We start from the raw sequence: 24,405 nt of genomic DNA on the forward strand, positions 1-24,405 counted from the left end.
CGATCCTGCCGAGGGGTTGCACGGGGTGGGCGTTTTTGTGTGTAAGCACTTATCATAATGATTTTTAACGGATTTGTCTTTGTTGTACCGATCATTCCCACGCAGGATCCCGACTTGAAATAGTTGTCCAAGGGTTTGCTCATGCTGTTGCACACAGTTATCCACAGAAATCTTGGATAACTGGCTCAAAGTGGTGATAGTCGGGGTGTTGTTACAAAAAAATGTGAAACTACACCGATTTTTACTGTGATGACAGGGCAGATAGTGTGCCACTCCTGTGGATAAATTAGTCGTGGTGGATCTTTGAGCAGCCGAACTTGTTCACAATCGGGATCCCGGATCTCCGGCCGGGAAAGACATGGATCTTGATCCAGCACTCTGCATTTAACATCATGTATTTAAATACATATTTAGTTTTTATCACCATGCTGTATGCTGATGTCCTGAGTAGAGAAGATAAACAAAACTACTGTATATACCCGCTTGCTCACAGGCTTATGCACAGTCTGGGTGGGCAACTTGCGAGGCTTGATCCTCGGGTTTGTTTATAAGTCGGCTTGAAATTGAAAGTTATTCATGAGTGAGGGATTGCAGTCCTTGTTTGCTGCCACGGGGTGAATGTGGAACAATCTCCTTATAGATTCAGCCTTTATAAGGTGATCACGTGATAGATGGCGACGGGTTTCGTCCCAATGTCGGAATCGTGATCTGTAACCGTGACGGGCAAGTATTGTGGGCTAAGCGCTATGGGCAGCACTCCTGGCAGTTTCCGCAGGGGGGGGTTGATGACGGTGAGACGCCTGAGCAGGCCATGTATCGTGAGCTGTATGAGGAGATAGGCCTCAAGCCCGAGGATGTGACCATCATGGCCACCAGTCGCAACTGGCTGAAGTACCGCTTGCCAAAACGTCTTGTTCGTTGGGACAGTTCACCGGTCTGTATTGGCCAAAAACAAAAATGGTTCTTGCTACAGCTGGATCCGGGCAGGGAGTCCAGGATCCAGTTCGGCTGTCATGGCCACCCCGAGTTTGATGATTGGCGTTGGGTCAGCTTCTGGTATCCGGTACGCCAGGTTGTCTCCTTCAAACGAGAAGTCTATCGACGGGTGATGAAGGAGTTTGCTCCGCTGGCGATGCCAGTGCCTGTGGTGCAAGTTAATCGGAAAGATGGGCGGCGCAACCGCTCTCGCTAAGGAGCACACCTAGTTGCTGACGGAACTCAGACGCATCGTCGAAAGCATGGCCGAAGCCAACACCCTGGAGCTGGCCTTGCAGGCATTGGTCAGCCAGACCCGGCTGGCCATGATGGTGGACTGCTGTTCCGTTTATGTCTCTGAACCGGACATGCGCCGCTACCGGCTTGCCGCGACCGATGGTCTGGCCGAGTCGGCGGTGGGCAAGGCGACCCTGCCATTCGAGCAGGGCATAGTCGGTCTGGTGGGTCAGCGCGAAGAGCTGATCAACCTGGCCGATGCCCCCTCCCATCCCAGTTTCAAATTCCTGCCCGATGTTGCCGAAGAGGCATTTCGCTCCTTCCTTGGCGCCCCCATCATGCATCAGCGCCAGGTGGTGGGCATTCTGGTGGTGCAGCAGAAGGAAAGTCGCCTCTTCGATGAGGGGGAGGAGTCCTTCATGGTCACGCTGGCGGCCCAGCTGGCGGCCCGCATCGCCCAGGCGCAGGCCAAGGGGTGGTTGCAGAAGACCGACTGGAGCAAGCCGCTGCGCGGTATCGCCGGAGCCAGCGGCATTGCCATGGCCAAGGCCTGGGTGTGGCGGCCCCGCAAGGAGCTCAGCTCTATCACTCCGCGCAAGGACGAGGAGCACGCCAAGCAGCTGGAGCGACTGAATGTGGCGGTGGAAGAGGTTCGCCACGATCTGGAGAGTCTGGCGCTGCGGTTTCGCGAGAGCTACAGCCAGGATTCTGTCGCCATCTTCGACATCTATCTGCATCTGCTCAACGATCCCGGTTACATCAAGCCCATTCGCAACAAGGTGAGCAAGGAGCACTGGACGGCCGTGTCGGCGGTCAAGCTCATCAGCGACCGGCTGATCGATCAGTTCAAGGGGATGAAGGATCCCTACCTGCAGGAGCGCTCCACCGATGTGAAGGACATAGCCCAGCGGCTCATCAGCCGGCTGGTGCAGAATGAACCGGAACACATCACGGTCGGCGAGCCCGTGGTGCTGGTCGCCGACGAGGTGACGGCCACCATACTCGCCGAGGTGCCGCGGGAATTCCTGACCGGGGTGGTCTCCCTCAAGGGGGGCACCAACTCCCACGCCGCCATTTTGGCCCGTGCCATGGGGGTGGCGGCCATCATGGGGGTGGATCTGCCGCTCGGCGACATAGGCGGTCGCATGCTGGTCGTCGACGGCTACAGCGGCGATCTCTTCATCGAGCCCAATCAGGTGATCCTGACCGAGTATCGGCAACTGCTCAACGAGGAGCGGGCGCTCGATACCCTGGTGCGCAGCGTCGACAACCAGCCATCGGAAACCGCCGACGGCACTCCTGTCTCCTTGCTGCTCAACGCGGGTCTGAGCGCCGACACCGAGATCTCCCTCAATCATCTGGCGGACGGGGTCGGACTCTATCGCACCGAGATCCCCTTCATGCTGCAGGACAGCTTCCCCTCCGAGTGGGAGCAGACGGCGCGCTATCGCGGCATCCTGGAAACCTATCGCAATCGTCCTGTCTGCATGCGCACGCTGGACGTGGGGGGCGACAAGCAGCTGCCCTATTTCCCCATCGTCGAGGAAAATCCCTTCCTTGGCTGGCGGGGGATCCGGCTCACCCTGGATCACCCCGAACTGTTCCTGGTCCAGCTCAAGGCCATGCTGCGGGCCAGTGAGGGGCTGGACAACCTGGCCATCATGCTGCCGATGATCAGCAGCGTCAGCGAAATCAGGGCCTCCCGTCGGCTGCTGGATCAGGCCTGGCGAGAGGTGTCGGAAGAGGCGGCCAGCCGCGATGCGGTGATCCGCTACCCCAGCCTGGGGGTGATGATAGAGGTGCCGTCCGCTCTCTATATACTGCCCGAGATGGCGCCGCTCATCGACTTCTGGTCGGTGGGCAGCAATGACCTGACGCAATACCTGCTGGCGGTGGATCGCAACAATGCCCGCGTCGCCAACATCTACGATGCCTTCCATCCCGCGGTGATCCGCGCCCTGCAACTGCTGGTCGATGCCTCCCATCGCTACCAGAAACCTGTCTCCGTGTGCGGCGAGCTGGCCGGCGATCCGGTCGGTGTGCTCTTGCTGCTGGCCATGGGCTATCGGCGCTTCAGCATGAACACCCACAACATTGCCCGCATCAAGTACGTGCTGCGTCAATCCACCCTGAGCGAGCTGACCGCGCTGATGGCCGACGGCCTCAAGCACGACAATCCTCACGTGCTGCGCGGCCTGTTCGCCCGTTACCTGGAAGAGCACGGTCTGGGCGGCTTGCTGCGGGCCGGTCACAAAACGAAACAGACTGATTGATAATCATGCCTTGTCCCTGCTGACGAATGATCGGAAAATGCGGCTTTTCTTATGACTGGGGCCGCATATGCAGCACGATGGATATTGGGTTTTCTCGCAGGTTGATCCTGTAGCATTCAGTTTGGGGCCACTATCGGTACGCTGGTACGGTCTCATGTATCTGTTTGGTTTCGCCTTCGCCATGTGGTTGGCGGGGCGTCGCGCCGATACACCGAACAGCGGCTGGACCCGCAACGAGGTCTCCGATCTGCTGTTTTACGGCTTCCTCGGGGTGATCCTGGGTGGCCGGGTCGGTTACGTGCTGTTCTACAACTTCGACATGTTCCTGGCCGATCCCCTCTACCTGTTCAAGATCTGGACCGGCGGCATGTCGTTCCACGGTGGCCTGATCGGGGTCATCACCGCCATGATCTGGTTCGCTCACAAGACCAAGCGCCACTTCTTCACCGTGGCCGACTTCGTGGCACCGCTGATCCCGTTTGGCCTCGGCGTGGGTCGCATCGGCAACTTCCTGAACGGCGAGCTGTGGGGCCGGGTCACCGATGTGCCTTGGGCCATCATATTCCCTGAGGCTGGCCCGGAGCCGCGCCATCCCTCCCAGCTCTACCAGTTCGCATTGGAAGGTGTGGTGTTGTTTATCATCCTCAACCTGTTCTGGCGCAAGAACCCGCCCCGTGGCGCCATCTCAGGCCTGTTCCTGTTCTGCTACGGCCTGTTCCGCTTCCTGGTGGAGTTTGTGCGCCAGCCGGACAGCCAGCTGGGTCTCTACTTCCAGGAGATCAGCATGGGCCAGATCCTCTCCATGCCGATGATCATCGTCGGTGCCATCATGATTTGGGTCGCCTACAAGCGTCCTCAGCTGTTCGGCAACGCCGCGAAGGAGGCCAAGCAATGAGGGCTTATCTCGACCTGATGCAGAAGATCCTGGATGAGGGCACGGTCAAGTCCGACCGCACCGGCACCGGTACCGTCTCCCTGTTCGGTCATCAGATGCGCTTCAACCTGGCGGATGGCTTTCCGCTGGTCACCACCAAGAAGTGCCACCTGCGCTCCATCATTCATGAGCTGCTCTGGTTCCTCAACGGCGACACCAACACAGCCTATCTGAAAGAACACGGCGTCAGCATCTGGGATGAGTGGGCCGACGAGAATGGCGATCTGGGGCCTGTCTATGGCTCCCAGTGGCGCTCCTGGCCGGCGGCCGATGGCACCGTCATCGATCAGATCCAGCGGGCTGTGGATGACATCAAGCACAACCCGGATTCGCGCCGCATCATAGTCTCCGCCTGGAACGTGGGCGAGCTGGACAAGATGGCGCTGGCTCCCTGCCACGCCTTCTTCCAGTTCTATGTGGCGGACGGCAAACTCTCCTGCCAGCTCTACCAGCGCAGCTGTGATGTGTTCCTCGGCCTGCCGTTCAACATCGCCAGCTATGCCCTGCTGACCCACATGATGGCCCAGCAGTGCGATCTGGAAGTGGGCGATTTCGTCTGGACCGGTGGTGATGTGCACCTCTACTCCAATCACATGGAGCAGACCGCGCTGCAGCTCTCCCGCGAGCCACGGCCCTTGCCGCAGCTGGCGATCAAGCGCAAGCCGGATTCCCTCTTCGACTACAGGTTCGAGGATTTCGAGATCCTGGGGTACGACCCCCATCCCGGCATCAAGGCGCCCGTCGCCATCTAATGTCAAAGGCGCCTTGAGGCGCCTTTTTTATGCATAAAAATAACTGAAAATTCATTTTATTGATTGCATCATCAAGGGGGCCTGAGGGCAGTAAAACCTGCTTATAGCAGGCACCTTCTGTTTTGCCTTCGGTTTTCTCGTTGTATTCAGCAGTAAGAAACGATTTTCCATTAATTGTTATGGGATATAGACTCAAATCAAAGTAATACTGTGGATAATTTAACCATGAGCAACGTAATAAAGAAGTTTCTGCAGCTGGAGGCCGCCTCCGGAATAATTCTGATCATGGCAGCCATACTGGCGATGGTATTGGCCAACACGGGTCTGGCCGGTGGCTATCAGGCATTCCTCGATACGCCGGTGCAGGTGCGCATCGCCGCGCTCGACATCAACAAGCCGCTGCTGCTCTGGATCAACGACGGTTTCATGGCGATCTTCTTCCTGCTGGTCGGGCTTGAGGTCAAGCGCGAGATGCTGGAAGGGGCCCTCTCTTCCCGGGTGCAGGCGACCTTCCCGGCCATAGCCGCGGTCGGCGGCATGCTGGCCCCCGCGCTCATCTACGCCTTCTTCAACTACTCGGATGAAGTGGCGCGCGCCGGCTGGGCTATCCCCGCCGCGACCGACATCGCCTTTGCCCTCGGGGTGATGGCGCTGCTGGGCAAGCGGGTGCCGGTCAGCCTCAAGGTGTTCCTGCTGGCGCTGGCCATCATGGACGACCTGGGTGTCATCATCATCATAGCGCTCTTCTATACCCAGCAGCTGTCGCTGACGGCGCTGGCGGTCGGCATACTGGCGACCCTCACCCTGCTGTGGATGAATCGCCGTGGGGAGGACAGGATCGGCCTTTACATGCTGGTGGGGCTGGTGCTCTGGGTGGCTGTGCTCAAGTCCGGCGTCCATGCGACCCTGGCTGGCGTCATAGTGGGCTTCATGATACCGCTCAACGGCAAGCGTTATGCCTCGCCGCTCAAGCATCTGGAGCACTCGCTGCACCCCTGGAGCGCCTACCTGATACTGCCGCTATTCGCCTTTGCCAATGCGGGGGTCTCGCTGGACGGGATAGGCCTGTCGTCCCTGCTGAGCCCTGTCCCTCTTGGCATCATGCTGGGGTTGTTCGTGGGCAAGCCGCTCGGGGTGTTCACCATCAGCTGGCTGGCGGTCAAGCTGGGCATCGCCCAGTTGCCGGGCGGGGTCAACTTCAAGCAGATTTTTGCGGTCAGCATACTGTGTGGCATCGGCTTTACCATGTCGATGTTCATCGCATCGCTGGCGTTCGAGCACGGCGGATTGGATTACGGCAGCTATTCGCGCCTCGGGATCCTGGTGGGATCCACCCTGGCGGCAGTGGTCGGTTATCTCGCCCTGCGGATGTCGCTCCCCAACCGGGAGGCGGATCAAAGCACGGAGGGGTTATGAGAAGAGTGATAGGCTTGGTCATGCTGGCGAGCCCGGGGCTCTGGGCGGCCAGTCTGGAAGATTGTCAGCAGGATGCGGCATCAAGCAGCTGCTCCGCCTATCTCAACGGGGTGGTCGACAGCGCCGTTATGCTGGGGGACAAGCAGGCCAAGGCCCAATTCGGTGAGACCTTCGCCGAGCGGGCCCTGAGCAGCCGGGCCGGTGAGCGGGTCAAGCAGTCCAACAAGCGCTACTGCGGCGAGCGGATGCCTGACAAGGTGAGCCTCAAGGCCAACTTGCAGGCGCAGTTCACCGCAAACAAGGTTGACTCGATCAGCGACATGTATGACATTCTGGCGGCTGAACTCAGCTGCTACCGGAGTCCGCGTACCGCGGGAACCCCATCGGATGTCACACCTTAATTACAATCACCTCTACTATTTTTGGATGACTCAGAAGAAGGGCTCCGTCACCCAGGCGGCGGAAGCCCTCTTCTTGACCCCGCAGACAGTCACCGGCCAGATCAAGCTGCTGGAGCAGCGCCTGGGCGGCAAGCTGCTGATGCGCAAGGGGCGCTCCCTCGAGGCCACCGAGCTGGGCCAGTTGGTATTCCGTTATGCCGACAAGATGTTCAGCCTCTCCTACGAGATGCTGGATATCGTCAACTACCGCAAGGAGAGCCAGATACTGTTCGACGTCGGCATCGCCGATGCACTCTCCAAACGCCTCGCCAGCCGGGTACTGCTCTCGGTCATTCCCAACGATGGCTCCATCCACCTGCGCTGCTTCGAATCGACCCACGAGCTGCTGCTGGAACAGCTGAGCGAGCACAAGCTCGACATGATCCTCTCCGACTGCCCGGTGGACTCCAGCCAGCATGCGGGCCTGCTCTCCAAGCGGCTCGGCGGTTGTGGCGTCAGCTTCTTCTGCAAGGCGCCGCTGCCCGAGAAGCCCTTTCCCGCCTGTCTGGAGGAGCGCAAGCTGCTGATCCCGGGACGTCGTACCGCCATGGGCCGCCAGCTGACCCAGTGGTTCGAGCAGCAGGGCATCTCCCCCAGCATCCTCGGCGAGTTCGACGATGCGGCCCTGATGAAGGCCTTCGGTTTCTTCAATCAGGGCATCTTCATGGCCCCCACCATCTACCGGGAGGAGATCCTGGAAGGGGAGGAGGTGATGCTGATCGGGGAGACCCAGGATCTGATGGAGGAGTATTACGTCATCTTCGCCGAGCGGATGATCCAGCATCCGGCGGTAAAACGGGTATGCGAGAGTGATTTCTCCTTCCTGTTCGCCGGGCGGGAGGACTTCACCATGATTCAACCGGCAACCCTGGCATTTTAAATCAGCGGGTCACAGAGTATGATTCTTGCCTCGGACGAGAGGGGATGAGATGCAACTGGAAGAGATGGAGGCGAATGCGAGCCGGGCTGTGGCGCTGCTCAAGGCTCTGGCCAATGAACGACGACTGTTTATTCTGTGTCAGCTGCAGGATCGGGAACTGTCGGTGGGGGAGCTCAACGAGGTGCTCGGATTGAGCCAGTCAGCCTTGTCGCAGCACCTGGCCGTGCTTCGGCGGGATGAGTTGGTGGAGACGCGAAAAGAGGCCCAGACGGTCTACTATTCGCTGCGCAGCCACGAGGTGCGCGAAATGATTGCCCTGCTGCACAAGCTTTACTGCAGCGCAGATAAATAAAAACCGGCACTGAGGCCGGTTTTTTTAGCTTTATACAGCCGAAGCTGATTAAGCCATAGCTTTGATCTGGGCAGACAGGCGGCTCTTGTGACGAGCAGCTTTGTTCTTGTGGATCAGGCCTTTGGTAGCCATGCGATCCATGATCGGCTGAGCGGTAGCAAAAGCAGCAACGGCAGCAGCTTTGTCGCCAGAAGCGATGGCAGCAATTACTTTCTTCAGATAGGTACGGGTCATTGAACGACGGCTGGCGTTGTGTTGACGACGTTTCTCTGACTGAATCGCGCGCTTCTTAGCAGATTTGATATTAGCCAAGGTAAAACTCCTAAAACTGTCTTAGCGAGTGTATTGAAAAGGCCCGGAAATATGCCTTCTCAACCACATATTGTCAAATGATTTGTGCAAATAAACACCGCCCCCCGGTGGTGTGTCTGTTGGGAGGCGGTTAAACTGTCGGCCGATTCTACCAGCATTCTTTCCATTCTGACAGTTCCAGAGGCTTCGTCTTGAGTAAGAAATTGATCAAATCCGGCATGATAGTGTCCGCAATGACGCTGGCGTCCCGTGTGATGGGCTTGGTTCGCGATGTGGTCATCGCCAATCTGCTCGGCGCCGGGGTGGCCGCAGACGTCTTCTTCTTTGCCAACCGCATTCCCAACTTCCTGCGCCGGCTGTTCGCCGAAGGGGCCTTCAACCAGGCGTTTGTTCCCGTAATGACGGAGTACAAGAAAAAGGGCGACGAGCGCGAGGTGCGCGAATTGCTGGCCGCCGTGGCGGGTACGCTCGGTGGCATAGTCACCGTCGTTACCCTGCTCGGGGTGCTGGGCTCGGGCGTGCTGACGGCCCTGTTCGGCTGGGGCTGGTTCTGGGACTGGCTGCATGGCGGGCCGGCGGCCGAGAAGTTCGAGCTGGCCAGCCTGATGCTCAAAATCACCTTCCCCTACCTCTGGTTCATCACCTTCACCGCCATGGCGGGGGCCATACTCAATACCTTTGGCCGCTTTGCCGTCTCCTCGTTTACACCCGTGTTTCTCAACCTCACCATGATAGCGGCGGCCTGGTGGATAGCGCCCTTGATGGAGCGGCCAGAGATAGCCCTCGCCATCGGTGTCTTTCTCGGCGGTCTGGTGCAGTTCCTGTTCCAGTATCCCTTCCTGCGCCAGATCAACATGCTGGTGTGGCCCAAGTGGGGTTGGCATCATCCCGGGGTGATCAAGATCCGCACCCTGATGATCCCGGCGCTGTTTGGCGTCTCGGTCAGCCAGATCAACTTGCTGATCAACACCATGCTTGCCTCCTTCCTCGCCACCGGCGCCATCAGCTATCTCTATTACTCGGATCGGCTGCTGGAGTTTCCCCTCGGCCTGTTTGCTGTGGCCATCAGTACCGTGATCCTGCCTGCGCTGGCCAAGAAGCACGTGGATGAGGATCCGGCCGACTTCGCCCGCACCATGGACTGGGGGGTTCGCATGGTGATGCTGCTCGGCCTGCCGGCCATGGTGGGCATAGCCGTGTTGCGCGAGCCCATACTGCGAGTGCTCTTCATGCGCGGCGAGTTCGGCATGCACGAGGTGAGCATGTCCAGTGCCAGCCTGCTGGCTTCTACCACGGGCCTGCTCTCCCTGATGCTGATCAAGGTGTTGGCGCCGGGCTACTACGCCCGCCAGGATACCAAGACCCCGGTGCGGATCGGGGTGATGTCCATGGTTGCCAACATGGTGTGCAACCTCATCTTCATCTTCCCGCTCGGCTATGTGGGGCTGGCGCTGTCGACCGCCTGCTCGGGTACCTTGAATGCGGCCTTGCTGTTCAAGGGTTTGTATCAGCAGTCGGTCTACCGTCCGTCCCGCCATACCGGGATCTTCTGCCTCAAGCTGCTGGTGGCGACCGTGCTGATGGGGGGGCTGCTTGGCTACCTGTCGCCGGATCTCGCGCAATGGGGCGCCTGGGGCATGGGCAAGGCCAGCATGCAGCTGACCATGTTGCTCTGTCTGGGCGGGGCCCTGTATGGCGTCATACTGCTGGCGCTGGGCATTCGGCCAAGACACCTGAGATCGGGTCAGTAGCCGCAGTGACACTGCTGCCATGGGCGGGTGAAACTTGCAAGGGGTGGCTCTGATGGCGCTCGGCATTCGGAATTTGACCAGGATGCCTGAAATCGGGCCATGAGGGCTGACCCTGCCTGCTGGCTGATATATAATCCGCCGATTTCCATGGCAGCAACGCACAAGGCACTGATGGAGCTTATTCGCGGTATTCACAATATCAAGCCCCGTCACCGGGGGTGTGTATTGACCATAGGCAACTTTGATGGGGTCCATCAGGGTCACCATGCCGTGCTGGCACGCCTGCAGGAAAAAGCCGTCCAACTCGGCCTGCCCGCCTGCGTCATGCTGTTCGAACCCCAGCCCCTTGAGCTGTTTGCAGGTAGCGAAGCGCCTGCCCGCCTCAGTCGGCTGCGGGAGAAGTACGAGGCACTCAGGGGCATGCAGCTCGATCGCATGCTCTGCGTGCGCTTCAACCATCGCTTCGCCGAACAGTCCGCCGCCACCTTTATCGAGCAACTGCTGGTAGATAAGCTCGGCGTGCACTATCTGGTGGTCGGCGATGATTTTCGCTTCGGCAAGGGGCGGGAAGGGGACTTCCAGCTGCTGGAGGCGGCGGGGCAGCGCTTCGGTTTCGAGGTGATCAGCACCCAGAGTTTCCAGCTCGAACGCCAGCGGGTCAGCAGCACGCTAGTGCGCGAAGCCCTCAAAGCCGGCCGGATGGCGGAGGTGGAGCTGATGCTCGGCCGCCCTTATACCATCAGCGGCCGGGTGGCCCACGGTGACAAGCTGGGCCGCACCATAGGTTTTCCGACCGCCAATCTGGCGCTCAAACGCCAGGTGATCCCGGTTGGTGGCGTGTTCGCGGTGGAAGTGGTATGTTCCGGCAAGACCTTCCCCGGTGTCGCCAATGTGGGTGTACGGCCGACCTTGAGCGGTACACAAGCCAGATTGGAAGTACATCTATTTGATTTTTCTGGCGATCTATATGGTCAACAGGTCAAGGTGCTGCTTCGCCACAAGCTGCGCGAAGAGCAGAAGTTTGCCTCTTTCACCGCCTTGAAAGAGCAGATCGAACGAGATGCCCTGGCGGCCCGAGCCTGGTTCGGGCTGCCACCATTCAATTTACCCAGCACTCTTTTAGAAAAGAAGGGAACCCAGGACTGATGAGCGACTATAAACATACCCTGAATCTTCCGGAAACCGAGTTTCCGATGCGTGGCGATCTGGCCAAACGCGAACCCAACATGCTGAAACGTTGGTACGATCAGGATCTTTACGGCGCCATTCGCCGCGCCAAAGCGGGCAAGCCCTCCTTCATTCTGCATGATGGCCCTCCCTACGCGAACGGCAGCATTCATATCGGTCACTCGGTCAACAAGATCCTGAAAGATGTCATCATCAAGTCCAAGGGCCTCTCCGGCTTCGATTCTCCCTATGTGCCCGGCTGGGATTGCCACGGTCTGCCCATAGAGCTGAAAGTGGAAGGCATGGTCGGCAAGCCGGGCGAGAAGGTTTCCGCTGCCGAATTCCGCGCCGAGTGCCGCAAATATGCCAAGACCCAGATCGAAGCGCAGAAGACCGACTTCATCCGTCTGGGCGTGCTGGGTGACTGGGAACATCCCTACCTGACCATGGATTTTGGCACCGAAGCCAACATCATCCGCTCCATGGCCAAGATCGTCGAAAATGGCCACCTGCACAAAGGTTCCAAGCCGGTGCACTGGTGTACCGACTGTGGCTCCGCCCTGGCTGAAGCCGAGGTTGAGTACTACGACAAGAATTCCCCCTCCATCGACGTGCGTTTCAAGGCCGTCGACGAGGCTGCCGTTACCGCCAAGTTTGACTGCGCCGAAGGCCACACCGGCAAGGGCCCGCTCTCCGTGGTGATCTGGACCACTACCCCCTGGACCCTGCCGGCCAACCGTGGCGTCGCCATGCACGCCGATCTGGACTATGCCCTGGTGCAGGTGGATGGCGAGCATCCGGAGCGCCTGATCCTGGCGGCCGACCTGGTCAAGGACGTGATGGACCGCGCCGGCATCGAGCAGTTCCACAACCTGGGTTATGCCAAGGGTGCGGCGCTCGAGCTGCTGCGCTTCAACCACCCCTTCTACAGCTTCGACGTGCCTGTGGTGCTGGGTGATCACGTCACCCTGGATGCCGGTACCGGCGCCGTTCACACAGCCCCTGGCCACGGTCAGGAAGACTTTGTGGTCGGTCAGAAGTACGGTCTGGAAGTGGCCAACCCGGTTGGCAGCAACGGCGTTTACCTGCCGGATACCGAACTGTTTGCCGGCCAGCACGTGTTCAAGGCCAATGCGGCCGTGGTCGAGGTGCTGAACGAGCGTGGCGCCCTGCTGCACCACATGGTGTTCAACCACTCCTACCCGCACTGCTGGCGTCACAAGACCCCTATCATCTTCCGTGCCACTCCGCAGTGGTTCATCAGCATGGAACAGAAGGGTCTGCGCAAGCGCGCGCTGGAAGAGATCGAGCGCATCGAGAAAGACGGGATCACCCAGCACGGCCAGAGCGGCTGGGTACCGGCCTGGGGCAAGAACCGCATCCAGGCCATGGTCGAGAACCGTCCTGACTGGTGCATCTCCCGTCAGCGTACCTGGGGCGTGCCCATCTCCCTGTTCGTTCATAAGGAGACTCAGCAACTGCACCCGGAATCCGTGCGCCTGATGCATGAAGTGGCCAAGCGGGTCGAGCAGGCCGGGATCCAGGCCTGGTGGGATCTGGACAAGGCCGAGCTGCTGGGCAGCGACGCCGACCTGTACGACAAGGTGCCTGACACCCTGGACGTCTGGTTTGACTCAGGTTCGACCCACTCCTCAGTGGTCGATGCCCGTCCCGAGTTCAACGGTCACTCCGCCGACCTCTATCTGGAAGGTTCCGACCAGCACCGTGGCTGGTTCATGTCCTCCCTGATGATCGGCGTGGCCATGAAAGACAAGGCGCCCTACAACCAGGTGCTGACTCACGGCTTCACCGTGGATGGTCAGGGTCGCAAGATGTCCAAGTCCATCGGCAACGTGGTCAGCCCGCAGGACGTGATGAACAAGCTGGGTGCCGACATCCTGCGTCTGTGGGTCGCCAGTACCGATTACACCGGCGAGATGACGGTCTCCGACGAGATCCTCAAGCGCTCTGCCGATGCCTATCGCCGCATCCGCAACACAGCCCGTTTCCTGCTGGCCAACCTGAACGGCTTCAATCCGGCAACCGACATGGTGGCTCCGGCTGACATGGTGGTGGTGGATCGCTGGGCCGTGGGTCGTGCCAAGGCGGTACAGGCCGAGATAGTGGCGGCATTCGACGAGTACAATTTCCACGGCGTGACCCAGAAGCTGATGCAGTTCTGCTCCATCGAGATGGGCTCCTTCTATCTGGACGTCATCAAGGACCGTCAGTACACCGCCAAGGCAGACAGCCTGGCTCGTCGCTCCTGCCAGACCGCCCTGTATCACATCGTGGAAGCCATGGTGCGCTGGATGGCGCCCATCATGAGCTTCACCGCCGATGAAATCTGGGCCCTGCTGCCGGGTGAGCGCAGCGAGTTCGTGTTCACCGAGGAGTGGTATGACGGCCTGTTCGGGCTGGATGCCGGCGAGCAGATGGGCGATGCCTTCTGGGCCGAGATCCTGACCGTGCGCGGTGAAGTGAACAAGGCGCTGGAAGCGGCCCGTGGCGAGAAGCGCATCGGCGGCTCCCTGCAGGCCGAACTGACCCTGTTCGCCAAGCCTGCGCTGGCCGAGCGTCTGAATGCCCTGGCTGACGAGCTGCGCTTCGTGCTGCTCACCTCCAAGGCCAAGGTCGTGATCGCTGACAGTGCACCGGAAGGTTCCGTTGCGACCGAGCGCGATGACCTCTGGCTGAGCGTGGCCCAGTCCGCCGCCGCCAAGTGCGACCGCTGCTGGCACCATGTGGAAGACGTGGGCACCATAGCCGGTCACGAAGAGATCTGTGGCCGCTGCGTCACCAACGTCGAGGGTGACGGCGAAACACGTCAATTTGCCTGATGAACATGACTCATAACAAGAGCGGCCTGCGTTGGCTGTGGCTGGCGGTGCTGGCATTCGTACTGGACCAGGCGAGCAAGCTCGCCGTGGTCAAGCTGCTGCCGTTTGGCTATCCGGGGGTGGAGATCACCCCCTTCTTCAATCTGGTGCACGTCTACAACAAGGGCGCGGCGTTCAGCTTCCTGGCCGATCAGGGGGGCTGGCAGCGCTGGTTCTTCGCGGTGCTGGCGTTTGCCATCTGCGGGCTGCTGATCCACTGGCTGCGCAAGCAGTCGGTCACCCAGCGCTGGAGCGGCATCGCCTATTCGCTCATCATCGGCGGGGCCCTTGGCAACGTGTTTGATCGGCTGGTGCTTGGCCACGTGGTCGATTTCCTCGATTTCTACTGGCAGCGTTCCCATTGGCCGGCGTTCAACCTGGCCGATAGCTTCATCTTCATCGGCGCCGCCATGATAGTGCTGGAAGGCTTCCGTTCCGAGAAGAAGAGGGAGGTGGCATGAATCAGCCTATCGCCGCCGAAATTACGGCCAACAGCAGCGTGCTGTTTCACTTCGCCATCAAGCTGGAGGATGGTTCCGTTGCAGACAGCACTGCGCTGCACGGCAAACCGGCCCGCCTGCGGATGGGGGATGGCAGCCTGACCAACACCTTCGAGCAGTGCCTGCTGGGCCTGCAACAGGGCGATGCCAAGAGCTTCACGCTGGCGCCGGAGCAGGCGTTCGGCCTCGCCAATCCCGACAACATCTACCATCTGGACCGAGCCAAGTTCGGTGCCGATGTGGACCCCAAGGTCGGCACCATCATCCTCTTCGACCAGCCCAATGGCAGCGAGCTGCCCGGCATCATACGGGCGGTGGAAGGCATGTCGGTGACTGTCGATTTCAACCACCCCCTGGCCGGTCATACCGTCACCTTCGAGGTGGAGATCCTGGGCGTTGATGACGAGGAGAAGGTGACCTGATGGATATTCTGCTCGCGAATCCTCGCGGTTTCTGCGCCGGTGTCGATCGTGCCATCAGCATAGTCGAGAGCGCGCTGGAGAAGTTCGGTGCTCCCATCTATGTCCGTCACGAAGTGGTGCACAACCGCTATGTGGTGAACAAGCTGAAAGAGGCGGGCGCTGTGTTCGTCGAGGAGCTGGACGAGGTGCCGGACGACAGTATCGTCATCTTCTCCGCCCACGGCGTGGCCAAGACGGTGCGCGAGATGGCCAAATCCCGAGCCCTCAAGGTGTTTGATGCCACCTGCCCGCTGGTGACCAAGGTACACATGGAAGTCCATCGCGCCAGTCGCAAGGGCTCCGAAGCCGTGCTCATCGGTCACGCGGGTCACCCCGAGGTGATCGGCACCATGGGCCAGTACGAGAACCGCGAAGGCGGCATGTATCTGGTGGAAACGCCGGACGATGTGGCCAAACTCCAGGTGAAGAATCCGGATGATCTCTGCTTCGTCACCCAGACTACCCTGAGTGTGGATGAAACCTCGGATGTGATCGACGCCCTGCGCAAGCAGTTCCCCAAGATCCAGGGGCCACGCAAGGACGATATCTGTTACGCCACCCAGAACCGCCAGGATGCGGTGCGGGAGATGGCGGGGCTGGTGGACGCCATGCTGGTGGTCGGGTCACGCAACTCTTCCAACTCCAACCGTCTGCGCGAGCTGGCCGAGAAGGTGGGGGCTCGCGCCTACCTGATCGACGATGCCTCCATGATCGAAACCGGCTGGCTGGAGGGGGTCGAGCGCATCGGGGTGACGGCCGGCGCCTCGGCACCGGACGTGCTGGTGCAGAACGTCATCGCCCGTCTGCGCGAGCTGGGCGGCAATATGGTCGTCGAGCACCCGGGTCGCGAAGAGAACGTGGTGTTTGAAGTGCCGCCCGAGCTGCGGATCCTCTGATCCGCATCCTGTTGGTCGGGATGAGATGATGGGTCCCCGAGCCACCTCCTGCGAGGTGGCTTTTTTATGCACGATTCTTATGAATCTTGTTTAGCCGGATGCCGCAGGAACCCAGCGAAAATTGATGATGTATGTCCAAGATTTGAGTAGATTGAATTGCAAGCGAAGAGCCGCAGTCTAGACTGCTGATGATCTTCTCATCTGGCTTGATGGCACATGGATATGCAGGCAAGCCCCCAACGAAATCAGAGCGAAACAGGATGTTTTTGCGTTCAGGTTTTAGCCTTATCGAGCTGATGGTCACCATAGCGATCGTGTCGATCCTTTTGACCCTGGGAGTCCCCTCCTTTAGCGCGGTATTGCGCAACATCACGCTGACCACCCAGGCCAACAATTTCGTGGCCGCCATCAACCTTGCCCGCTCCGAAGCCATTCGCCGCAATACGGCTGTGACCCTCTCCGCCACAGCCAGCAACATTACCCAGCATCACTGGGAGTCGGGCTGGCAGATCTGGGTCGACAGCAACGGCAATGGCACCCTGGATAATGGTGAGCTGCTGCGCCTCTTCCCCGACATGGGGTCAGGCACTCTGGTCAGCAACACCTCGCTCTTGCGTTTCAGTGGCAACGGCTTTCTCGATGGCCGCCAGCAGGTGACGCTGGTGTTTTCCCTGCAACCACCTGACTGTGCCGCCGAGCCGGCACGGGACATCATGATCACCCCCGCCGGCCGTCCCTCCATCCAGGAGACCAGCTGCATATGAAGCGTCAACAAGGACTGTCACTGCTCGAAATCCTGATCTCCGTGCTGGTGCTGTCGATCGGCATCCTCGGCATGGCAACCTTGCAACTGCAGGCACTCAAGAGCAACCAGTCGGCGCTGACCCGCACCGAGGCGACCCAGTACGCCTACATGATCACCGACATGATGCGGGCCAATCGCAGCGCGGCCCTGCTCGGCCAGTACAACGTGGGGCTGGGGGAGGCCGTCTCAGGCAGTTCGATGGCCATGTTGGATCTGCAGTACTGGAAACAGGCGCTGACCGGTCTGCCGAGCGGCGATGGCGCCATTGTGATCAGCGCGGGGCAGGCCACCATCACCATACAGTGGGATGCCAGCCGGCTGCCGACCGAGCCTTCGTTGCGCAGCATGACGCTGAGGACGGATCTGTGAGCGGGCGCCCGTCACTGCGACGGCAGGCCGGGGTCGGTCTGGTGGAGGTCATGATAGCTCTGGTGCTGTCTCTGCTGACGGTGGGCATCATCATTCAGGTTTTTCTCGGCAACCATAAGACCTATCTGACCGGCGAGGCCATAGCCCGGGTGCAGGAAGACAGCCGATTTGCCGTCAACCTGCTGCAAAAAGAGCTGCGAATGGTGGGTTATCAGGGGTGTCTGAGCAAGCAGGGGGTCAACATCACCAATACCCTCACCGGCGGGACTGCACTGCCCTACAACTTCACCGTCTATCTGCGTGGCTATGACAATGTCACCGCCACTCTGCCCGCCGCCTTGTCGGCCCTGTTCACCGCAGGCGAGCCCAAACCCAGGCCGGGTAGCGACGTCTTGTTGATCCAGGGGCCGACCGGGGCCGGGGTGCCGGTGACACGCAACAACAGCGCCGCCCAGCTGTTCGTGCAGCAGATATCCAGCAAGGCGAACTACTGCGGCACCGGCAAGCAGGGCTACAGCGACCTGTGCGAAGGGGACATAGTCATGGTCTCCGATTGCCAGAAGGCCCGGATCTTCCAGATCACCCAGACCCAGGTGGTGGGAGCGGGGACCGAGGTCAACATAGGTCACTCCAATGACAACAAATACACCCCAGGCAATGCAATCAGCTCCTGGGGCGGGGCCAGCAGCCCGGTCGAGGAGCGCTTTGGTGCCGGTTCGATACTGAGCCGGATGGAGACCCGGATCTACTACATTGCCCGGGCCTCGGCCAGCGCCCCCTACACCCTCTATCGCAAGAGCGGTCTCGCCGCTGGCATGCCGCTGGTCGAGGGGGTGACCGACATCCAGCTGACCTTCGGCGAGGATCAGAACCGGGATCGGGCGGCGGATCGTTACGTGAGCGCCGCCAGCAATCCGAACTGGGACAACGTGCTGGGGATTGGTGTCCAGCTCCTGATGCGCAGCGCTCAGGGCAATCTGGTCTCCGCGCCCCAGTCCTTGAGCTTTGCGGGCTCGACCTTCCAGGCTGGCGACAATCACTGGTACTGGGTGGCCGAAACCACGGTCGCCCTGCGCAACCGGCTGCCATGAGGATGGAATCCATGATGCCTCGACAACAGGGAATGGCACTGGTGATCAGCCTGATTTTTCTGGCCATGGTGAGCCTGCTGGCGATGGCCAGCATGCAGGGCGCACTGCTGCAGGAGAAGATGGCGGGCAACCAGAAGGAGTCACAGCAGGCGCTGCAGGCGGCGGAGGCCGGTTTGCGTGCCGCCGAGCGCTATCTGGAAGCCGGTAATTCAGGCCCCTATGACAACAGCGCCGGTTTGTACGAGTTCGTCAGCGTGGCGGTGGATCCCGCGTCTCCCTCCACGGCCTGGCGTACCTATGCCAACAGCGGTCTGGCGGGGCGCGCCCCCGAGTACTTCATCGAGCGACTGCCCTACACCCAGGCTGGCAATGAGAGTCTGGCGGTCGACGAACCCATAGGCGAGCGTCGCCTCTATCGCATCACGGCAAGGGGATTCGGTCTCTCGGATGAGAGCCGGGTGCTGTTGCAATCGACCTACAGCCGCTAGGAGGGCAACCCATGCGCACATCTGGCTACGGACTCTCGGCCCTGCTGCTCTGCTCGTCGGTGCAGGCCGCGCTCGATATTGCCCAGGTTCCCCTCTATCTCGGTACCCGGGCCGAGCCCAACATCATGTTCAGCCTCGATGATTCCGGCTCCATGCACTTCGAGCTGATGCCGGAGGGGCTGATCGAGAACAGCGCCCGCTACGTCTATCCCCGCGTCGACAACGTGTATGGCAGCGAGGACTATGACAACCGGACCGTCACCTTCACCAGCAACAACGACCGCAACGCCTATACCCGCTCAAGCAACAACAACAAGCTCTACTACAACCCGCTGCAGAGCTACCGTCCCTGGGCCAAGGCGGATGGCACCCTGATGGCGAACGCCAGCATCAGCTGTGCGCCGCACAATCCGTTCAATACGGCCGCCGGTTGCCGTGACCTGACCAAGAACAACCGGTCTAGATCGCTGCGTTACTACACCGGATTCTCCTCCAGCGACTACAACGATGACGAGACGTTCTGGCCCGCCGTCTACTTTGCCTACAAGGGCAGTGGCGATGTGAAGAAGGTGGGCAGCTACACCCGGGTCGAGATCAAGTCGGGCAGCACCTATGGCGGACGCCCCAACCGCAGCGACTGCAAGAGCGCCCCCGTCTGCACCTATGACGAGGAGATCCAGAACTTCGCCAACTGGTATACCTACTATCGCTCCAGGATCCTGGCGGCCAGGGCCGGGGTTGGGCGGGCCTTTGCCAGTCAGGGGCAAGCCATCCGGGTCGGCTTTGCCACCATCAACGCCAGTGGCAGCGTGATCCGTGGTGTGGCCCCCTTCTCCGGCACCGATCGCAGCGCATTTTTCAGTGACCTCTACAGCCGCGACATTCTGGCGTCCGGCACACCGCTGCGCACCAGTCTGAAGGATGTGGGGGAGTACTTCTCCCGCACGGACAACAATGGCCCCTGGGCCACCAGTGCGGGCAGCACTCTGCCGCACCTCACCTGCCGTCAGAGTTACAACATACTGATGACGGACGGCTACTGGAACGGAGACACCCCTTCGGTGGGGGATCAGGACAAGGACGGTTACAGCAATACCCTGGCCGATGTGGCCTACCAGTATTGGAAGGCGGATCTGCGCACCGATCTGGCCAACAAGGTACCGACCAGCACGGCAGATCCCGCCAACTGGCAGCATCTGGTCAATTTCACCGTCGGGCTGGGGGTGAATGGCTCGCTCAATCCGGCCAACGGCATCCCGAGCAACTGGCCCAATCCCCATGATCCGGATGACAAGGAGTACAAGAACCCGACCTACATTCCGGAGTACAAGATCGATGATCTCTGGCATGCGGCACTCAACAGCAAGGGCAGCTTCTTCAGTGCGGCCGACCCCGACACCTTTGCCGCGGCCCTGAGCAGTACCCTTGCCCAGATCGCGGCCCGCAACAGCTCAGCCAGTTCGGTGACCGCCAATGCGACCCGGCTGGACAGCAATACCCACATCTATCAGGCCCGTTACAACAGCGGGGACTGGTCGGGACAACTGGTTTCCATTCCGCTCAACAGCGATGGATCATTGGGCTCCATGGCCTGGGATGCGGCGACCCTGATCCCGGCGCATTCGGCCCGCACTATTTTCACCCGGCAAAACGGGGTCGGCATCCCTTTCACCTGGACCGATCTCAATGCCACCAACCGCGCCCTGTTCAACATCGCCGGCGACAACCAGGGGGAGAACCGGGTCACCTATCTGCGCGGTGATCGCAGCCGTGAACAGAGCAATGGCGGCCTGTTTCGCAGTCGCAGCGATCTGCTGGGGGACATCATCAACTCGGATCCCGTCTATGTCGGTGTCAGGGACTACGGCTATGCCAGCGCCACCGGGCTGAGCCAGACGGAGCGGGACAGCTACCAGACGTTCCTCGGCTCGACGGCGATCAGTCGCCGTACACCCATGCTCTATGTAGGAGCCAATGATGGCATGCTGCATGGGTTTCGCGTCGCCAACGGGGTCGAGAAGCTGGCCTATATTCCCGCCAGCCTGCTGGGAGATCTGAGCCTGCTGACCAAGCCGGATTACAGTCATCGTTACTATGTGGACGGGACACCCAAGGTCGGTGATGCCTACCTTGGCAGCAGCTGGAAGACGGTGCTGCTGGGGTCGACGGGGGCCGGTGGCAAGGCCGTATTCGCCATCGACGTGACGGCGCCGGACAGCTTCACCGCCGACAAGATGCTGTGGGAGTTCACGAACGCCGAGATGGGGGTGGCACTGGCTGCGCCGACCCTGGTTCGGGTCAAGTCCGGCAGCAAGTGGGTGGCGCTGGTGGCCAACGGTTACAACAGCACCAGCCAGACGGCGCGCTTGTTCGTGCTGGATCTGGCGACCGGCGCCGTGATCAAGGAGATAGATACCCAGGTGGGCTCGGCCAGCGAACCGAACGGTCTCTCATCTCCCTTGCCGGTGGATGAGGACGGCGATCGGGTGGCTGATTATGTCTATGCCGGCGATCTGCAGGGCAACCTGTGGAAGTTCGATCTGACCGACAACAACAGCGCCCAGTGGGGCAGCGCCTTCAAGACCGGCAACAAGCCAAAGCCGCTGTTCCAGGCCTGCAATGGCACCTGCTCGGCCAGTACGCGCCAACCCATTACCATGCGGCCACTGGCGATCCGCCATCCCAAGGGGGGCATCATGGTGCTGATGGGGACGGGGAGCTATTTCACCAACGATGACAAGCTGTTGCCTGCAACTCCGAGGCTGGAGGCCGTCTATGGTATCTGGGACACGGGGGCCGAGGTGAGCAGCAGCCAGTTGCTGCAACAGAGCATCACCCACGAGTATTCGGCCAATGGCACCACCATCAAGTTCAACGTCCGGGTGGTGTCCAGCAAGGCAGTCAACTACACCAGTCAGAAGGGCTGGTACCTGGTATTGAAGTCACCCGGGCTGAGCAAAGGAGTGGGGGAGCGCGCCGTCTCCGAGATGCTGTTTCGGAACAAGCGGCTTATCTTCAACACCCTGATCCCCTCGGCAGATGCTTGTGACTTCGGCGGTCGTTCCTGGTTGATGGAGCTGGATCCCGTGTCGGGGGCCCGTTTGACCTATTCGGTGTTTGACGTCAATGGTGACGGTGCCGTCAACGATGATGACTATGTGGGGATCAAGGATGATGCCGGCAATGACGTCAAGGTGCCGGTCAGTGGCAAGCAATTTGACGAACTCACCACGACCCCGAGCGTGGTGGAGGATGCGGACATGGAGCGTAAATACATCAGCGGATCCAGTGGCAACATCTCGGTCACGCTGGAAGAGGGGGCGGGCGATCTGGGTGGTCGTCAATCCTGGTTGCAACTGGACTAGAGGCTGGCATGGTGCGTGGATTTTCCCTGATGGAGTTGATGATTGCGGTGGCCGTGATGGCCATCCTGACCGTGATCGCCTACCCCAGTTACAACAACTACATCGCCTCGGCCAAGCGGGCCGAAGCCAAGGCGACCTTGCTGGAGGCCGCGCAATATCTGGAGCGGCAGTTTACCGCCGAGGGCAACTATGATGGTGGGAATCTGGCTTCTGCCGGACTGGCGACCCTGCCAAAGGAGGGGGGAGAGGCTTATTACAACCTGGCGCTCAATGCCAGCGGGGGTCGTTATACCCTGACGGCGATTCCAACCGGAGCCATGAATGGTGACCCCTGCGGCCTGCTGACCCTGGATCAGGGCGGGCAGCAAGGGGTGTCAGGCGCCACCATGACGGCGGCAGAGTGTTGGTAGGGCATCGATAACGGTCGCCTGTTACCAGCAATCGGCTGGGGTCTTGGTGTCGGCCTTGTTGAGTGTCAGGGTATCGCAGGCAGTGCTGCCGGCCTTGTCTCCGACCTGAGCCCCTTTGGTGGTGGCGATCAGGGTATAGGTGGTCGCGGTCGCCCCTGAAATGGTGAAGGTGTAGTAATCGCTGGCAGGGTTACCCACCTGGGAGGGGGTTGCGCTGTAGCTGGTGTTGGAGACCCGAAACTCCTCCTGCTTGAGCTGCATGCTGAGCAATCCCTTGAAGGCTTCGGCCCGGCGGGATTTGCGCAAACCATCGGTGAAGCTGGGGTAGGCGACAGAGGCAATGATGGCGACGATGGCGATCACGACCATCAACTCCAGCAGTGTGATACCTGATTGTTTGATTCTCATGGGCGGCATGGTTCGTGAAACAGGTTGATACTATAGGATAGTACTGACAGTACGCTCTACTGGCATGAGCAAAAAGAAAGGAGTCTTGAGCTAATGGAATGCACAGAGGGCAGATCCGCCGGTTTTACCCTGATCGAACTGATGGTTGCCCTGGCCCTGGTCGCCCTGCTGTTGACCGTGGCCATTCCCAGCTATCAATCATTGCGCCAGGACCAGATGGTCAAGGCGGCGACTCAGGCCGTCTATACGGATGTGATGTTGCTCAAGTCCGAAGCACTCAAGCGCAATCGCAACTTGCAGATGATCCTGTTCAACAGTGGTACCAACAACTGGTGCTATCGCATCAGCATCGACGGAACCTGCGGCAGTTGCAGCGATGCCTGCTCCAGTATCGAGGGTCGCAAGGGGGCCGATGCCAGCGAGTTTCCGGGCATTGTCCTGACGGCGACCTATACCGAATCATCGAGCCAGGTGCGCCCTATCACGTTTTCTCCCCGTCGCGGCACCCTGCCCAGCGGCAGCATCACGGTTGCCTCGTCCGTTGCCAGCATGAAGGTGGTGACCAGCAACCTCGGGCGGGTACGCACCTGTGCCGTCAGCAACCTGGTCGGGGAGGTGACATGCGATTGAGGGCTCATGGTTTCAACCTGGTCGAACTGATGGTCGCCATGGTGGCCGGGCTGCTGCTGGTCGCGGCTGTCACCTCGCTGTTCGCCACCATCCTCAAGGCCAATCATACCGCCATGCAGACCAGTCGCCTGAATCAGGAGATCCAGCTGCTGACGGACATGATAGCGCGCGATATCCAGCGAACCGGGTATGACACCAATGCGACTCAATTTCTTGCCGCAGCATCCGGCAGCCGCTCCAGTTTCTATTTTGATACGGCAACGGATCTGATGAATGAAACGGCGACGGGCTCCGGCCTCTATACCTGTATCAGGGTGCGCTATGACAATGATGAGAACGGTGTACTGAACACGGACGACACCCTGGTCTACAGCTACAGCAGTGCTGACAAGGGGATCAAGCAGGGGACTGGTGCGACGACATGTGGCAACGGCAGCCTTGTTTCTACCGATGACACCATAGAGATAACCGCCATGACCCTCAGGTTGCTGCCGAGCAGCCAGGTCAGCGGGGCGCGGGCACTGCAGTTGATGATGAGCGGTCGTTTCAAGTCTGCGCCCGCACTGACCCTGAATCTGCAGCGAGACATCAAACTGCGTAATGATGGGTACTGA

Annotated in this window: 24 protein-coding genes; 22 read left to right on the plus strand and 2 right to left on the minus strand. The window is 60.1% G+C overall.

Features of this window, described 5'->3' with window-relative positions; all coding sequences use genetic code 11:
- The first annotated feature begins 664 nt into the window (after positions 1-664).
- The 8 genes from rppH to BN1118_RS19020 all read left to right on the plus strand — a co-directional run bounded on the left by rppH (position 665) and on the right by BN1118_RS19020 (position 8,259).
- A complete protein-coding gene (rppH, locus tag BN1118_RS18985) occupies positions 665-1,192 on the plus strand; it encodes an RNA pyrophosphohydrolase (protein WP_043141866.1) in 528 nt (175 codons plus the stop codon).
- Between the two features lie 13 nt (positions 1,193-1,205).
- Positions 1,206-3,485, plus strand: a complete 2,280-nt coding sequence (gene ptsP / locus BN1118_RS18990) for a phosphoenolpyruvate--protein phosphotransferase (RefSeq protein WP_043557515.1) — start codon at positions 1,206-1,208, stop codon at positions 3,483-3,485.
- 67 nt (positions 3,486-3,552) lie between these two features.
- Entirely contained in the window at positions 3,553-4,380 is an 828-nt protein-coding gene (gene lgt, locus BN1118_RS18995; RefSeq protein WP_042869132.1) for a prolipoprotein diacylglyceryl transferase, read from the plus strand.
- Positions 4,377-5,171 (plus strand): thymidylate synthase, encoded by a 795-nt coding sequence (gene thyA, locus BN1118_RS19000; RefSeq protein WP_043557516.1) that lies wholly within the window; start codon positions 4,377-4,379, stop codon positions 5,169-5,171. Before lgt ends, thyA begins: the two co-directional genes overlap by 4 nt.
- Before the next feature lie 225 nt (positions 5,172-5,396).
- Positions 5,397-6,587: a Na+/H+ antiporter NhaA gene (nhaA, locus tag BN1118_RS19005; protein ID WP_042869135.1), complete on the plus strand. Its 1,191-nt coding sequence runs from the start codon at positions 5,397-5,399 to the stop codon at positions 6,585-6,587.
- A gap of 20 nt (positions 6,588-6,607) precedes the next feature.
- Positions 6,608-6,988: a Rossmann-fold NAD(P)-binding domain-containing protein gene (locus BN1118_RS19010; protein ID WP_209428890.1), complete on the plus strand. Its 381-nt coding sequence runs from the start codon at positions 6,608-6,610 to the stop codon at positions 6,986-6,988.
- On the plus strand, positions 6,975-7,907 hold the full coding sequence (gene nhaR / locus BN1118_RS19015; RefSeq protein WP_043557518.1) for a transcriptional activator NhaR: 933 nt from the start codon (positions 6,975-6,977) through the stop codon (positions 7,905-7,907). The genes BN1118_RS19010 and nhaR overlap by 14 nt, the downstream gene beginning before the upstream one ends.
- Before the next feature lie 49 nt (positions 7,908-7,956).
- On the plus strand, positions 7,957-8,259 hold the full coding sequence (locus BN1118_RS19020; RefSeq protein WP_042869139.1) for an ArsR/SmtB family transcription factor: 303 nt from the start codon (positions 7,957-7,959) through the stop codon (positions 8,257-8,259).
- Between the two features lie 48 nt (positions 8,260-8,307).
- Here the strand turns inward: BN1118_RS19020 and rpsT are convergent, their stop codons facing one another.
- A complete protein-coding gene (rpsT, locus tag BN1118_RS19025; RefSeq protein WP_005892298.1) occupies positions 8,308-8,571 on the minus strand; it encodes a 30S ribosomal protein S20 in 264 nt (87 codons plus the stop codon).
- A 191-nt stretch (positions 8,572-8,762) separates the two neighbouring features.
- On the opposite strand from rpsT, the gene murJ reads away from it, so the two are divergent.
- The 12 genes from murJ to tppA all read left to right on the plus strand — a co-directional run bounded on the left by murJ (position 8,763) and on the right by tppA (position 22,753).
- Complete coding sequence (murJ, locus tag BN1118_RS19030; protein WP_043557519.1) at positions 8,763-10,322, plus strand: murein biosynthesis integral membrane protein MurJ; 1,560 nt, start codon at positions 8,763-8,765, stop codon at positions 10,320-10,322.
- A gap of 171 nt (positions 10,323-10,493) precedes the next feature.
- The gene (gene ribF / locus BN1118_RS19035; protein WP_043557520.1) at positions 10,494-11,468 is read left to right on the plus strand and encodes a bifunctional riboflavin kinase/FAD synthetase; all 975 of its coding nucleotides are present in this window, start codon (positions 10,494-10,496) and stop codon (positions 11,466-11,468) included.
- Entirely contained in the window at positions 11,468-14,329 is a 2,862-nt protein-coding gene (gene ileS / locus BN1118_RS19040; RefSeq protein ID WP_043557521.1) for an isoleucine--tRNA ligase, read from the plus strand. Before ribF ends, ileS begins: the two co-directional genes overlap by 1 nt.
- On the plus strand, positions 14,329-14,829 hold the full coding sequence (gene lspA / locus BN1118_RS19045) for a signal peptidase II (RefSeq protein ID WP_043141560.1): 501 nt from the start codon (positions 14,329-14,331) through the stop codon (positions 14,827-14,829). Before ileS ends, lspA begins: the two co-directional genes overlap by 1 nt.
- Positions 14,830-14,837: 8 nt before the next feature.
- Entirely contained in the window at positions 14,838-15,290 is a 453-nt protein-coding gene (gene fkpB / locus BN1118_RS19050) for an FKBP-type peptidyl-prolyl cis-trans isomerase (RefSeq protein WP_043557575.1), read from the plus strand.
- Positions 15,290-16,225: a 4-hydroxy-3-methylbut-2-enyl diphosphate reductase gene (gene ispH, locus BN1118_RS19055; RefSeq protein ID WP_043557522.1), complete on the plus strand. Its 936-nt coding sequence runs from the start codon at positions 15,290-15,292 to the stop codon at positions 16,223-16,225. The genes fkpB and ispH overlap by 1 nt, the downstream gene beginning before the upstream one ends.
- Positions 16,226-16,485: 260 nt before the next feature.
- Positions 16,486-16,989 (plus strand): type IVa pilus pseudopilin TppE, encoded by a 504-nt coding sequence (tppE, locus tag BN1118_RS19060; RefSeq protein ID WP_043141552.1) that lies wholly within the window; start codon positions 16,486-16,488, stop codon positions 16,987-16,989.
- On the plus strand, positions 16,986-17,399 hold the full coding sequence (gene pilV, locus BN1118_RS19065; protein ID WP_043141549.1) for a type IV pilus modification protein PilV: 414 nt from the start codon (positions 16,986-16,988) through the stop codon (positions 17,397-17,399). The genes tppE and pilV overlap by 4 nt, the downstream gene beginning before the upstream one ends.
- Positions 17,396-18,490: a PilW family protein gene (locus tag BN1118_RS19070; protein WP_043557523.1), complete on the plus strand. Its 1,095-nt coding sequence runs from the start codon at positions 17,396-17,398 to the stop codon at positions 18,488-18,490. The genes pilV and BN1118_RS19070 overlap by 4 nt, the downstream gene beginning before the upstream one ends.
- 11 nt (positions 18,491-18,501) lie before the next feature.
- Positions 18,502-18,978: a pilus assembly PilX family protein gene (locus BN1118_RS19075; RefSeq protein WP_103471818.1), complete on the plus strand. Its 477-nt coding sequence runs from the start codon at positions 18,502-18,504 to the stop codon at positions 18,976-18,978.
- 11 nt (positions 18,979-18,989) lie between these two features.
- Entirely contained in the window at positions 18,990-22,343 is a 3,354-nt protein-coding gene (locus BN1118_RS19080) for a pilus assembly protein (RefSeq protein ID WP_043557525.1), read from the plus strand.
- An 8-nt stretch (positions 22,344-22,351) separates the two neighbouring features.
- Positions 22,352-22,753, plus strand: a complete 402-nt coding sequence (gene tppA / locus BN1118_RS19085) for a type IVa pilus pseudopilin TppA (RefSeq protein ID WP_043557526.1) — start codon at positions 22,352-22,354, stop codon at positions 22,751-22,753.
- Positions 22,754-22,774: 21 nt separating this feature from the next.
- Here the strand turns inward: tppA and BN1118_RS19090 are convergent, their stop codons facing one another.
- On the minus strand, positions 22,775-23,161 hold the full coding sequence (locus BN1118_RS19090) for a type IV pilin protein (RefSeq protein WP_043135448.1): 387 nt from the start codon (positions 23,159-23,161) through the stop codon (positions 22,775-22,777).
- A 93-nt stretch (positions 23,162-23,254) separates the two neighbouring features.
- On the opposite strand from BN1118_RS19090, the gene BN1118_RS19095 reads away from it, so the two are divergent.
- Positions 23,255-23,791 (plus strand): GspH/FimT family pseudopilin, encoded by a 537-nt coding sequence (locus BN1118_RS19095; protein ID WP_043557527.1) that lies wholly within the window; start codon positions 23,255-23,257, stop codon positions 23,789-23,791.
- Entirely contained in the window at positions 23,782-24,405 is a 624-nt protein-coding gene (locus BN1118_RS19100; protein WP_084214198.1) for a PilW family protein, read from the plus strand. Before BN1118_RS19095 ends, BN1118_RS19100 begins: the two co-directional genes overlap by 10 nt.

It is taken from the genome of Aeromonas bestiarum (assembly GCF_000819745.1).
GTDB classification, from domain to species: domain Bacteria; phylum Pseudomonadota; class Gammaproteobacteria; order Enterobacterales; family Aeromonadaceae; genus Aeromonas; species Aeromonas bestiarum.

What these genes read in the sequence shown, in the direction of transcription:
- lgt (WP_042869132.1), top strand. Translation starts at nt 3,553, where the DNA reads ATGCAGCACGATGGATATTGGGTTTTCTCGCAGGTTGATCCTGTAGCA.
- thyA (WP_043557516.1), top strand. Translation starts at nt 4,377, where the DNA reads ATGAGGGCTTATCTCGACCTGATGCAGAAGATCCTGGATGAGGGCACG.
- nhaA (WP_042869135.1), top strand. Translation starts at nt 5,397, where the DNA reads ATGAGCAACGTAATAAAGAAGTTTCTGCAGCTGGAGGCCGCCTCCGGA.
- BN1118_RS19010 (WP_209428890.1), top strand. Translation starts at nt 6,608, where the DNA reads ATGCTGGCGAGCCCGGGGCTCTGGGCGGCCAGTCTGGAAGATTGTCAG.
- nhaR (WP_043557518.1), top strand. Translation starts at nt 6,975, where the DNA reads ATGTCACACCTTAATTACAATCACCTCTACTATTTTTGGATGACTCAG.
- BN1118_RS19020 (WP_042869139.1), top strand. Translation starts at nt 7,957, where the DNA reads ATGCAACTGGAAGAGATGGAGGCGAATGCGAGCCGGGCTGTGGCGCTG.
- ribF (WP_043557520.1), top strand. Translation starts at nt 10,494, where the DNA reads ATGGAGCTTATTCGCGGTATTCACAATATCAAGCCCCGTCACCGGGGG.
- ileS (WP_043557521.1), top strand. Translation starts at nt 11,468, where the DNA reads ATGAGCGACTATAAACATACCCTGAATCTTCCGGAAACCGAGTTTCCG.
- lspA (WP_043141560.1), top strand. Translation starts at nt 14,329, where the DNA reads ATGAACATGACTCATAACAAGAGCGGCCTGCGTTGGCTGTGGCTGGCG.
- ispH (WP_043557522.1), top strand. Translation starts at nt 15,290, where the DNA reads ATGGATATTCTGCTCGCGAATCCTCGCGGTTTCTGCGCCGGTGTCGAT.
- tppE (WP_043141552.1), top strand. Translation starts at nt 16,486, where the DNA reads ATGTTTTTGCGTTCAGGTTTTAGCCTTATCGAGCTGATGGTCACCATA.
- pilV (WP_043141549.1), top strand. Translation starts at nt 16,986, where the DNA reads ATGAAGCGTCAACAAGGACTGTCACTGCTCGAAATCCTGATCTCCGTG.
- BN1118_RS19075 (WP_103471818.1), top strand. Translation starts at nt 18,502, where the DNA reads ATGATGCCTCGACAACAGGGAATGGCACTGGTGATCAGCCTGATTTTT.
- BN1118_RS19080 (WP_043557525.1), top strand. Translation starts at nt 18,990, where the DNA reads ATGCGCACATCTGGCTACGGACTCTCGGCCCTGCTGCTCTGCTCGTCG.
- tppA (WP_043557526.1), top strand. Translation starts at nt 22,352, where the DNA reads ATGGTGCGTGGATTTTCCCTGATGGAGTTGATGATTGCGGTGGCCGTG.
- BN1118_RS19090 (WP_043135448.1), bottom strand. Translation starts at nt 23,161, where the DNA reads ATGAGAATCAAACAATCAGGTATCACACTGCTGGAGTTGATGGTCGTG.
- BN1118_RS19095 (WP_043557527.1), top strand. Translation starts at nt 23,255, where the DNA reads ATGGAATGCACAGAGGGCAGATCCGCCGGTTTTACCCTGATCGAACTG.
- BN1118_RS19100 (WP_084214198.1), top strand. Translation starts at nt 23,782, where the DNA reads ATGCGATTGAGGGCTCATGGTTTCAACCTGGTCGAACTGATGGTCGCC.